Below are 12,774 nucleotides of genomic sequence, written 5' to 3'. Positions count from 1 at the left end.
TTGAAGACTGTATTAAGCCCAATCTTCTTGATCGCTTTTTTGTTTCCTGTAAACTTCACCATTAGCGTGAATTTTGCGGGTTTGTTCGTACAGAGTTTCTTCGGTATGATTCCATTGTTGCAGGGCTTTTTTTAAGTCTGCTTGGATATCTCTAGCGCCGGGAAATCCTTTATAGCGAATGATTAATCTTGCTAATTCTGATAAATTGTTGTCGGTTGGTTCTTTGCCTAATAAACTATCGACTGTGGCTCGATCGCGTTTGTATTGCGGGTGCTGTTGGTCTTGATTTTTTGTGTCTAAATCCATATTGTTTGTCCTGGTATATCTACTGAAATTTTGCTTGAACAATCTTATTTTATAATTTTTATAATAAAGAGAATGCTTTTTAACCGCAGAGGGCGCAGAGGGCGCAGAGTCAGAGAAAAGAGAGATTTAGAAGTTGTTTTGTTGCTCGTTTTTGGCTATTGATTTATGTGCCTGGTTTTTCTAAATTTGGCTGTAAGTTTAAAGCTTTTTGTTGATAAATTAAACCTTCATTGGTTCGCCCTTGCTGTTCTAATACTTTGCCTAAGTTCCAGTAAGCGGCTGCTAAGTCTGGCTGCATGGCGATCGCCTTTTGGTAGTATGTTATCGCTTCATCCAGCAAGCCTTGTTTGTAACACATACTGCCTAAGTTAACATAGGCTGCGACAAATCTAGGCTCGCATTCGATCGCCTTTGAGTACGCCCGCACCGCTGCGTCTGTCTTCCCTTGGGCTTGCAGGATATTCCCGAGGGTTTTGTAGGCGGGGGCGAAATTGGGTTGCTGGCGCAGGGTTTGGTAGCACTGGGCGATCGCCTCTACATATCTCTGTTGCGTATAATAAACTTCGGCTATCTTGCTGCGTGCCACCGCCACATCCGGTTCGAGTGCTAGTATTTTTTGGTATTGGGCGATCGCCTCCTCAAATTTTCCTGATTGCTGGAGTTTCTCGCCCGCTGACAAATACTGCTCTGTTAACTCGGAATTTACGGTCATATATTTTTAGTTTAACAGCCGAGTTTACTTTACCACAGGTGTTGGCTAGCAAGTGCAATTCCTACAGATATTCTGACTGTTTGAGATTTTAAATTTGTTTCTGTACCTGAATCTGAAACTACGCATGGGGGCTAGAAACCCGGTTTCTACGAATTTTGAATTGAGTTACGAGAAATCTCCGCAGAAACCCGATTTCTGAGGTCAGTCTGTATCGGCTTCCTAAAAAAATAGTATGATTGTTTAGAAGCAGCATCAACGCTAATTGGGGAGTAAATCTCATGGCATCACTAGCAGGAAAGGTTGCAATTGTGACTGGTGCATCGCGGGGAATTGGACGCGCGATCGCCCTCCGATTATCCCAAGAAGGCGCATCGGTTGTCGTCAACTACGCCAGAGGAACAGAAGCCGCTCAAGAGGTTGTATCCGCGATCGCACTCTCAGGCGGCACAGCATTAGCCGTACAAGCCGATGTCAGCAAAACCGCAGAAATTGGCAATTTGTTCGATCGCACTCTCGAAACCTATTCACAAGTCGATATTTTAGTCAACAATGCGGGAGTAATTCTTTACAAACCTGTAGCAGAAGTTACCGAAGCAGAGTTTGACAATCTGTTTGCAGTTAACGTCAAAGGCACATTTTTTGCTTGTCAAGAAGCTGCTAAACGCATGGCAGATGGAGGCAGAATTGTCAACTTTTCTAGTTCGACAACGGCGATAATGATGCCAACTTACGGGGCTTACGTGGCGACAAAAGGCGCGGTGGAACAGCTAACTCGATCGCTGGCGAAGGAATTGGGCGATCGGCAAATTACAGTCAATGTCATTTCTCCGGGCCCCACGGATACAGAACTTTTCACTGTCGGCAAAACCCCCGAACAAATTCAAAGATTTATGCAAATGACTGCTTTCGGAAGACTCGGAAAAGTTGAAGATATAGCAGATGTGACGGCTTTTTTGTGTAGCGAACAAGCCAGATGGATTACCGGACAAAATATCCGCGTTAACGGCGGAAGTGCTTGATTCAGTTGACAGTTGACAGTTGACAGTTGACAGCACTTGACAAAGGAAGGAAGAGGATTGGAGTAATGAATATTTTTTTTTATTTCTTCCAAAAAAGGTTCCGGCTTTAAAGCAATTATTTGTGATAAAGTAACGCGGGGCGGAGCGATCGAGATTGAAAACATCAGGAGAAAAAAACCGTGAAAGCTGCTTACTACGAACAACTCGGCAACGCGAAAGATGTCCTCAAAATTGGCGAAATCGATGTTCCAGAATTGGGCGCAAATGATGTGCTGGTTAAAGTACGCGCATCCGGAATTAACCCATCCGATGTTAAGCAGCGCAGCGGTTGGGGCGGACTCACAATGCGATACCCGCGAGTCATTCCCCACAACGACGGTGCGGGCATAATTGAAGCAGCAGGAGAAGGCGTGCCACAGTCTCGAATTGGGGAACGTGTTTGGATTTATGAAGCCACTTTGCCCCGCCAGTTTGGTACGGCGGCGGAGTATGTTGTTGTTCCCAGCGAACAAGCGGTTTTTCTACCGGAAAATACAGATTTTGCAGCGGGTGCTTGTTTGGGAGTTCCGGCTATGACTGCACACCATTGTGTTTTTAAAGATGGTGCTGTTACTGGGAAAATTGTATTGGTTGCGGGCGGGGCGGGCGCTGTTGGTAATTATGCGATCCAATTGGCAAAATGGGGTGGCGCGACGGTTATTTCGACGGTAAGTTCTGCGGAAAAAGCAGAAATTGCTAAAACTGCGGGAGCTGATTATATTGTTAATTATAAAGCTGAAGATGTGGTGGCGCGGATTAAGGAAATTGCGGGCGGTAAAGGGGTCGATCGCATAATTGAAGTTGATTTTGCCGGAAATCTGGAAATTAATCTCAAAGCGATCGCCCGTAACGGCACGATCGCCACCTATGCTTCTGATTCAAATGCAACGCCTCAAATTCCTGTGTACTCGTTAATTTACAAAAATCTTACCGTTCATTACGTCCTAGTTTATGCTATGGACAAAGCAGCGCACCAACAAGCGGCGGCAGATATTACGACTTGTCTGAAAGCTGGAGTTTTGCGACACGTTATTGCTGGGCGCTTTGGTTTAGACGAGATTGCGGCCGCTCATGAATTGCAGGAAAGCGGTAGTGCGATCGGCAATTTGGTTTTATTGAGGTAGATTTTTAGGCACGTAGTTGCGCTGTCTTCGCTCTTCGATTTGTTCAAAAGCGCTAAGAAAGAGCGCTTAAGCGCAACTACATACCTTGATTTAATTCGATCGCACCGAGAATCGATCGCCACAATCAAGGAGACAGTTGCCACACCTTGATCGTGTCGTCATAACTGCCGCTGATCAGAGTTTTGTCCTGAGGATTAAAAGCCAATTCCACCCAAGTAGAATGACCTTTCAGCGTGCCTTGCTCCCCGCCATCCATCGCCCACAGCTTGATAGTTCCGCTCAAATCGCTGCTGGCTAGCGTCGCCCCGTCGGGACTGAAAGCTACAGACTGAATTCGATCGGTATGACCGGCAAAAGTCACCTCACCGGACGGTTCGGGCCCGTGATCCGTGGTGATATCCCAAATCCTCACGGTATTGTCCCAGCCGCCGCTGCCCAAAATTGTACCGTCGGGGCTGATCGTAAGCGCCGAAACAGCATCAACATGACCAGTCAGAGTGGCTTGGAATGCCCCTGTTTTCCAATTCCACATCTCGATCCTACCGTCGCCTTTGCCAGCAAACAAAGTGTCTTTATAGGCACTGAAAGCTACCGAATGCACTTCGTCGGTTATCCCTTTGAGTGTTTGCAACTCGGCCCCGCCTTCGACTTGCCACAACTTCAAAGCATTATCTTTGCCTACACTGGCGAGGGCTTTGCCGTCGGGACTGAACACCACCGAGAACACGCCGTCTGTGTGTCCGTCCAATGTCCGAATTAACTGGCCAGAATAGAAATTCCACAGTTTAATCGTACCGTCAGCGCCACCGCTGGCGATCGTCCTGCCATCGGGACTCACTGCCACTGACCACACGGGCCCCAAATGTGCCGCCAAAACCTTGAGCACTTTACCGTGACGCTTGTGCAGCAGGTGAATTGTCCCATCGTTGTTGCCACTAACTATCACGCGGCCGTTGGGAGTGACTGCTACCGCCCACACCGGATTTTTGTCTTGCTCTGTCAAAGTCCGCACTGCGGGGTGTGACAGCGATGGCTCGCTGCTGAAATTCTGCATGGGGGGCGGGTCGAACCGAATGTCGGGAATGCTAGAAACAGGCTCATTGGAAGTGAAAGCCTCCGATACCGGAGATGGCAAGCGAGAACCGAGCACCAATGAAATCAGAGCAACTGTGGCTCCCCCCCACAAAGCTAAAGTCCACTTGGGTTTGCTGGCAATCACCTCTATCGGTGTCGGGCCGTATTTCATGTCTGTGAGAATTGCTTCGATCGATCGATAGCGTTTTGATGGTTCTCGCTGCACCATTTTATCCAGGATGCGGCCGAGTCTGGCCGAAACTGGTACTTTCAAATAATCCCTCCAGGCCCAAGCGTCGGCTTTGATGTCAAACAAATCAAAGGGCGACATTCCCGTTAACAAGTGAATGCAGGTGACGCCCAAACTGTAGATGTCGCTGCTCTTAATTGCTTCACCTTTAATTTGTTCCGGCGCCGCGTATTCGGCAGAACCCGTCACTGTTTCTGTTTTCAGGGGCCCGCTGTTGGCAGGAATTGCGGATCCGAAATCGACTAAAACTAGCCCGGATTCCTCCTCCCAAGAATCCAGATGCTCTTTCCCGACTATTGCTGCCGACGTTTGGGAAGATTTGCGGTGAACAATATTGGACGGTTTGATATCTCGGTGAATCAGTTGATTTTCGTGGACAAATTCCAGCACTGGTAACAACTCGCTCAGCAGATACCAAATGTGAATTTCTTTAAAAACGCCTTTTTCCGAAAGCCGATCGGCTAAATTGCGCCCTTCAATGTATTCTTGCACTAAATACTGGCAGCCTTCGACTTCAAAAGATGCCAGCAGTTTCGGTATTTGCTGGTGTTTGCCCAACTTGTCGAGAACTGAGGCAGAACCCAAAAATGTCCGGTTGAACTGGTTTTGACCGTCGGCGATTGACGGCATGGGGCCGCAGAACTGTTGAATGACGCAGCGGGGTTGCGCTGGTTGGTCTTCATCGGCTGCTAGGAAGGTGCGGCAAGCGATACTTTGACCGAGGGTGTGAAAGACTCGGTAGCGCCCTTTGAGCAGCAAGTTCGACTCGCAATTTGTGCAGGCTGTCGCGCGATCGAGATTTTTGGGATTTTGGCAATTGGGATTTATGCAGTAACTCATTTGTCTTGCCGCTGGAGACCCCCGTCCGATTTAAAGGGAGGAGTGGGGGAGGAAAGCGGGGCGGTGCGTGCCGCTTCCTGTGGACAAATTAAATAATTTGAATCTTTGCTTTATGATAATTGTTTCCTAGATTTTAGCCACAGTTGCTGCTGTCGATCGCGCCTAAATTCTGGCTGACACCTGTGGGCGTAAATAATACAACTGTAGAAAAAATTCCCACCACTATCGAGTCAGTCATCCCCAATTCTTCTATCGTTCGACACTTCGGTAAGCAAGGACAACCGCGATCGCCACTTGTCAGTCAGCGTAGCCCGCAGAAGCCGTCGAAGTCTAAAATCTCAAATTGGTAGGACTTTTATGCGATCGAGGCTTAATAAGTCGATCGCACCGAACTTGATTGCTCGGCTGGACTCGCTGTCAACGAATTACGGTATACTGTCATTGTAGATCCAGTAATTGCGGCAAGGGAGTCAATTTCAAATTTCAAATCAACTGAAAAATTGAAATTTTGGCAACTTTCGCCAAACTAACTACTAACTTTTAACTATTACGAAGAATAATGGTTTAAAGCCTCCTCCTCAACGGGGGAAATAAAACAAAATTATTCACTGTTTCAATCCTCTTCCTTTTATGGAGAGGTAGCCCTCAAGCGGTCAACTGTCAACTGTCAACTGTCAACTGTCAACTGTCAACTGTCAACTGTCAACTGTCAACTGTCAACTGTCAACTGTCAACTGAACTATGCCCTTAATTCGCGTTCCCAAACCTTGGGAAATTTCCAACTCACAAATTACCTCAGAAACAGCCTTTCTCAACCGCCGCCGTTTCATGACCAATTTAATCGGCGCCGGCGTCACTGCTTCGCTGCTACCACTGACAGGCTGTCAAAGCAATACAGGCTCAAAAACTGCTCTGGATAAAGGCTCAACCCAAGCCTACGCTGGATTGACCCGGAATCCTACCTTTGCGAAAGTCGATCGGGCAATTACCGACGAAGCCCTAGCTACCAAATATAACAACTTTTACGAATACGGAGGCACAAAATCTATTTGGCAAGCCGCCCAAGCTTTACCAACCGAAAACTGGAAAGTAGAAGTAACTGGTTTAGTCAAAAATCCCCGCACCTACGATATAGACGACCTCCAGAAAAAATTTCCCATCGAAGAACGAGTTTATCGATTTCGCTGCGTAGAAGCCTGGTCGATGGTAGTTCCTTGGGTCGGATTTCCCATGAAATTACTCATGGCTGATGTCGAACCGCAATCGAACGCTAAATTTGTGCGCTTCACCTCATTTTACGACTCAAAAATCACTCCCGGCCCCGGTTTGATGTCGCAATTTTATCCTTGGCCTTATACCGAAGGTATGCGAATCGAGGAAATGGCAAACGATTTAGCATTTTTTGCCACAGGATTGTACGGGCGGCGCTTACCCAAACAAAATGGGGCGCCGCTGCGGCAGGTGATTCCCTGGAAATACGGTTTTAAGGGCGCAAAGTCGATCGTTAAAATTGAATTTGTGGAAAAACAGCCCGCTACTTTTTGGAATACCATCGGCCCCAACGAATACGCATTTGAAGCCAATGTCGAACCCGACAAACCGCACCCCAGATGGTCGCAAGCCAGCGAACGGGTAGTCGGACCCGGTAACAGTTGGTCGTGGGAAACTCGCCCAACTTTGCCCTATAACGGTTACGGCGAATATGTCGCAAGCCTTTACAGTTAGCGAAATTTCACACTCAGATAGGACGTATGGTTGAAACCGCGTCTACACAAACGATGTCCGGATGGTGCGCGGACAGAAGAAAAAACCTAATTTCAACCGCCGACTCTTCAACCCGCGCACCATCCGAGTTTTGCCTGTATAGACGCGATTTCAACCGCCCGATCTTATTCTATAGCGGTTCTCAAGCATGGTGAGATATGCCCCATGCCCTATGCCCTATGCCCTATGCCCGGTCTTATTCTAAGTTAATTTCCAGTTAATAAAAAAGGAAAATATGCAATGCTTGAAATTCCCGGCATTCAAACATTAAATAAAATACACGAAAATTCTATTTCAACAGTTTATCGAGGTATTAGAGAACAAAATCAACAGCCAATTATTCTCAAACTGCTCAACGAAGACTATCCAACTCCCGGCGAAATAGTCCGCTACCGACAGGAATACAAAATTCTTCAAATCCTCAACCTGCCAGGAGTCATCAAAGCTTACGACTTACAAAAATATCGCAACACTCTCCTTCTAATCTTAGAAGATTTTGGCGGTTTCTCATTGAAACAAATGCAGGAACAGCAAAGCTTTAGCCTGTTTGAATTTCTCAATATCGGCATTCAAGCCGCCGCAATATTAGGACAAATTCACGCAGCAAACATCATCCACAAAGACATCAACCCCGGCAACATTATTCTCAACCCAGCCACAGGAAAAATCCAAATTATTGACTTCGGAATTTCCACCCTGTTAACCCGCGAAACTCCTACCATAAAAAATCCCAATATTTTAGAAGGAACTTTAGCCTACATTTCACCAGAACAAACAGGGAGAATGAACCGTTCTCTAGATTACCGTACAGATTTTTATTCCCTCGGCATTACTTTTTACGAACTGCTAACCAACCAATTGCCTTTTGAGACCAAAGATGCAATGGAATTGGTACACTGTCACATTGCAAAACAGCCATTGCCCATCAACAAAATCAATCCACAAATTCCTCCGGCTGTGTCAGCAATAGTCATGAAACTTTTAGAAAAAACTGCTGAAAACCGTTACCAAAGTGTTTGGGGAATTCAAGCAGACTTAGAAGAATGTCTGCGTCAATTACAGACAACAGGAACTATTTTAGAGTTTGCTTTAGCTAAAGAAGATATTTCCGATCGATTTCAAATCCCTCAAAAACTATACGGGCGGGCGGCGCCAGTCCAGGCTTTGCTAGCAGCATTCGAGCGAGTTGCGAACCCACAACATAGTTTTTCTGGAAGCGAAATGATGCTAGTTGCCGGTTATTCGGGCATGGGGAAATCATCGCTGGTACAAGAAATTTACAAACCAATTACTGAAAAACGCGGCTATTTTATTTCCGGCAAATTTGACCAATTTCAGCGCGATATTCCCTATTCAGGGATTATTAGCGCTTTCTCGGGATTGGCGCGACAACTGCTAACCGAAAGTTCCGCAAAACTCGATGAGTGGCGCACTAAACTTTTAATTGCATTGGGTGCAAACGGTCAAGTAATTATTGAGGTAATTCCCGAAATAGAATTAATTATCGGCAAACAGCCCCAGGTAGCAGAGTTGAGACCAAATGAAGCGCAAATTCGTTTCTATTTTGTGTTTGAAAAATTTATTCGCGTGTTTTGTTCGGCGGAACATCCACTGGTAATTTTTCTTGACGATTTACAGTGGGTAGATGCAGCTACTCTCAATTTAATTCAATTGATGGTAGTGGATAGTGATACACAATATTTATTGCTGATTGGAGCCTATCGAGACAATGAAGTTAGCGCCCATCATCCCTTAATGATTACTGTGGATGAAATGCAAAAAGAAGGCGCTACAATTGATTTTATTTATTTAGCTAATTTAACCATCCAAGATGTTAGTAATTTAATAGCTGACACTGTGCATAGCGATGCTATGTCTGTGCAATCTTTGGCTGACTTGGTGTTATGCAAAACTAATGGAAATCCGTTTTTTGTCAATCAATTTCTCAAAATGCTGCATTCTGAGAAATTGATTAATTTTAGTTTTCTGGAATCTTCCGAGCTATCGATTCGGGAACCAAAGGCTCTAAAAAATAGAGGTTGTGGAGGATTTTGGCAGTGGGATATTGCTCAAATTGAAGCAAGGGATATCACTGATAATGTGGTTGATTTGATGGTAAAAAAAATAAAAATATTGCCGGAAATAACTCAAAATATTTTGCGTTTCGCAGCTTGTGCTGGGGCATCTTTTGACTTAACTACTTTATCAAAAATTTGTGAAAGATCTCCGGATTTGGTGTTCTCAGATTTGAAGCCCGCACTGGAAGCTGGTTTGATTTTTCCGGTGTCTGAGTTGGATATTGAACTGTTGTTTGAAGAGTACAAGTTTTTGCACGATCGCGTCCAACAAGCTGCTTATGCTTTGATTGACGAAGGGCAGAAAAAAGCGGTTCATTTGCAAATCGGTCGCTTGTTATTGGATAATAGCGATGGTGAAGATTTGTCGGAGGAGCTTTTTGAAATTGTCGATCAGTTAAATCTGGCGGCAGGAAAGGCGATAGGGGCGATAGAAATGGCGACAGCAGGGGAGCTGCCCTTGGCGATCGATCGCACGGAAAGAGATAAAATTGCCAAACTCAATCTTTTGGCTGGGAAAAAAGCCAAAGCTGCTACAGCTTATGCGGCTGCTGTCAAGTATGTCTGTTTTGGGATCGAACTTTTGGCTGCGGATAGCTGGGAAACTGAATATAATTTGACGCGAGAGTTGTACCTGGAAGCTGCGGAATTGAATTATCTGATTGGCAATTTCGAGCAATCGCAATTTTTGATTCATTCGGCACTATCGCAGTTGCAATTGGCGGTGGAAAAAGCGGAATTTTTCGATCGCCTAATTACGCTGCATACCATGTTGGGGGAATACGAGGAAGCTATTAAATTTGGGCGCCAGGGCTTGCGTTTGTTGGGGGTTGAGTTGCCCCAAAAGCAGTTGCAGCAAGCTTGCAAAGCCGAATTTGCTGAAGCAACAGCGCAATTGGGCGATCGGGCAATTGGTGCTTTGCTGCACGTACCGGAAATGAAGATTTCGGAAAAAAGAACCGCGATGAAACTTCTGGATAAAATTATTCCCGCGAGTTTATTTTCCAATCCGATACTTTACCAATTAGTTGTTACAAAATCTGTCAATCTTTCTCTGAAATACGGCCCGGTGCCGGAATCATCTTACAGCTATGCTTGCTACGGCTTGGTTTTGTCGGCTGCGATGGCTGATTATCGCTCGGGATACGAGTTTGGGATGTTAGCTCTCAATTTGAGCGATCGCTTTCACGATTTGACGCAAAAATGCAAGGCATCGGAAATGCTTGTCGCTCATTTAAATCACTGGATACAGCCTCTGAAACTGTCGGATTCGATTAGCCATAATGGCTATCAAGCTGGCTTAGAATCCGGCGAATTGCAATTTGCAGGTTACATTCAGCTTTACAAATTGATGTATTCTATCCCCCAGGGCAAAAATCTCGAATCTCTGCGTGTAGAAGTGTGGAATTTTTTGCTATTTAACTTTAAAACTAACAATCAAATTGCTACTGATTACTTACTAGGCTGTCAGATAGCTTTGTTTAATTTACTGGGAGAAACTTCTAATTGTGAGGTATTTTCTAATGGCGAAATTAGCGAAGGACAATATTTAGAGCGGTGTGCCGATCGCGGCAGTTTTTTGGCAATCTGCGGCTATCAAATTTTGAAATGCCAGGTTTTGTATTTGTACGGAGAGTATGCAGCAGCTTTCAGCTATGCTGTGGAAGCTGAGAAAAAATTGAGTTTGGCGATCGGCACAATTATTGTAGCCGAACATAATTTTTATTATTCTCTAATTTTAACTGCGCTTTACCCGCAAGCTTCCAAGGGCGATCGCCAAAAATATCTGAGAAAGCTCAAAGCCAACCAAAAACAGATGAAAATCTGGGCTGATAGCTGTCCGGAGACCTTTGAGCATAAATACTTATTGGTAGCTGGGGAGATGGCGCGGATTGTGGGTAAGGAGATGGAGGCGATCGATTTGTACGATCGATCGATTACTTCAGCCAGAGACGGCTATTTTATCCAAAATGAAGCATTAGCCGCAGAATTAGCAGCCAATTTCTGGCTGAGCAAAGGTAAAGCAGAATTTGCCGAAATTTACCTAAAAAAAGCGCACTACAACTATCTAATTTGGGGCGCCAAACGCAAACAAGAAAAGTTAGAAGCAACTCACCCAAAATTATTAATAAAATCCACATCAGAAACTCAATTTCATGATGCCAGTACAGTAACTATAGCCAGCCAATTAAACACCCCTGGCTTAGGAAGTTCAGCTTTAGATTTGGCTGCGGTAGTGAAAGCCAGCCAAGCCATTTCTGGCGAAATACTCTTGGATAAGTTGCTGGCTTCTTTGATGAAAATACTGATTGAAAATGCCGGAGCACAACGAGGCTATTTAATTTTCCATTCCCCCTCAGATTCTGCCAATAACAATTCCGGGGAATTGCTAATCGAAGCTGCGGGTGCGATCGATTCGGAGAGTATTGCGGTATTGCAGTCAATTTCTATAGATAATAACCTACCAGTATCGATTGTTAATTATGTTGCCCGTACAGGAGAGACAGTAGTTTTAAGCCAAGCATTTGCCAGCAAAAATTTTAACAGCGACCCCTATATCAAACAGCATCAAAACAAATCAATATTGTGCGCGCCACTCCTGAACCAAGGTCAACTTATCGGCATAATTTACTTAGAAAACAACCTGATTGCTGGAGCATTTACATCAGACAGATTAGAACTGCTGAAAGTCTTATCGGCTTCGGCAGCCATCTCCATTGAAAATGCCAGACTTTATACTAATCTAGCAGATTCCAACCGCACCTTAGAAACAAAAGTAGAAGAACGCACATCGGAGCTCGCTCTTGCCAAGAAAAAAGCCGAAGTAGCCAACGAAGCGAAGAGCAGTTTTTTAGCCAACATGAGCCACGAATTGCGCTCTCCCCTCAACGCCATCCTCGGCTTTTCTCAAATCATGCTCCGCAGCCAAAATCTACCCAAAGAGCATCAAGATAATGTCGCAATTATTACTCGCAGCGGCGACCATTTACTAACTTTAATCAACCAGGTTTTAGATTTATCAAAGATTGAAGCTGGTCGGACTATTCTCAACTATAAAAATTTTGATTTGTATCAATTTATGGACGATCTCGAAGATATGTTCCATATCAAATCTGACGACAAACAATTGCAATTAGTAGTAGAATACAGCCCTGATGTTCCCAGATACGTTCGCACAGATGAAGTCAAATTGCGACAAGTTTTAATAAATTTGATCGGTAACGCTCTCAAATTTACTCAAGAAGGAGGAGTTGCAGTAAAAGTTAATCTCAAACCAGAAGCAAGCAGTCTAAAGCCCGCTAAAACTGTTAATATTGTGGAGAATAGCGAAAATTCAAATATTCCAGCAAATCAGAGTCTTGAAAAATGTAGTAAAATTAGCCCACTACAAAATCCTAACGATTTAGATTCTGGATCTTCGTACTTCCTGATTTTTGCAATCTCCGACACTGGGCCAGGTGTCGCCGCCGATGAATTAGAGGCCTCCACAAAAAGAATGATCCAATAGCTATGTGGGTTTAGCGAAAATTTCCACAAACCATTTGTGAAGATTGGGCAGACGATTTATCTG

General features: G+C 44.8%; 7 protein-coding genes. 4 read left to right on the top strand and 3 right to left on the bottom strand.

The annotated features are described in order from the left end of the window. Positions 1 to 12: 12 nt before the first annotated feature. Together JGK11_RS11710 and JGK11_RS11705 are read right to left on the bottom strand one after the other, a co-directional pair. The gene (locus tag JGK11_RS11710) at positions 13 to 306 is read right to left on the bottom strand and encodes a DUF3288 family protein (protein WP_293184890.1); all 294 of its coding nucleotides are present in this window, start codon (positions 304 to 306) and stop codon (positions 13 to 15) included. 163 nt (positions 307 to 469) lie between these two features. After that, a complete protein-coding gene (locus tag JGK11_RS11705; RefSeq protein WP_293184891.1) occupies positions 470 to 1,018 on the bottom strand; it encodes a tetratricopeptide repeat protein in 549 nt (182 codons plus the stop codon). A 278-nt stretch (positions 1,019 to 1,296) separates the two neighbouring features. Between JGK11_RS11705 and JGK11_RS11700 the strand changes: the two genes are divergently transcribed. Further along, the gene (locus JGK11_RS11700) at positions 1,297 to 2,037 is read left to right on the top strand and encodes an SDR family oxidoreductase (RefSeq protein WP_293184892.1); all 741 of its coding nucleotides are present in this window, start codon (positions 1,297 to 1,299) and stop codon (positions 2,035 to 2,037) included. A gap of 179 nt (positions 2,038 to 2,216) precedes the next feature. Then, entirely contained in the window at positions 2,217 to 3,200 is a 984-nt protein-coding gene (locus JGK11_RS11695; RefSeq protein WP_293184893.1) for an NADPH:quinone reductase, read from the top strand. Between the two features lie 124 nt (positions 3,201 to 3,324). Here the strand turns inward: JGK11_RS11695 and JGK11_RS11690 are convergent, their stop codons facing one another. After that, the gene (locus JGK11_RS11690; RefSeq protein ID WP_293184894.1) at positions 3,325 to 5,364 is read right to left on the bottom strand and encodes a protein kinase; all 2,040 of its coding nucleotides are present in this window, start codon (positions 5,362 to 5,364) and stop codon (positions 3,325 to 3,327) included. Positions 5,365 to 6,105: 741 nt separating this feature from the next. Here JGK11_RS11690 and msrP point away from each other — a divergent pair. Continuing rightward, a complete protein-coding gene (gene msrP, locus JGK11_RS11685) occupies positions 6,106 to 7,089 on the top strand; it encodes a protein-methionine-sulfoxide reductase catalytic subunit MsrP (protein WP_293196646.1) in 984 nt (327 codons plus the stop codon). A gap of 279 nt (positions 7,090 to 7,368) precedes the next feature. Next, positions 7,369 to 12,711 (top strand): AAA family ATPase, encoded by a 5,343-nt coding sequence (locus JGK11_RS11680; RefSeq protein ID WP_293211769.1) that lies wholly within the window; start codon positions 7,369 to 7,371, stop codon positions 12,709 to 12,711. Positions 12,712 to 12,774 lie beyond the last annotated feature (63 nt).

Source organism: Microcoleus sp. PH2017_34_RAT_O_A, assembly GCF_020737885.1.
GTDB lineage: Bacteria > Cyanobacteriota > Cyanobacteriia > Cyanobacteriales > Microcoleaceae > Microcoleus.
This window is presented reverse-complemented; position numbering and strand designations above follow the sequence as displayed.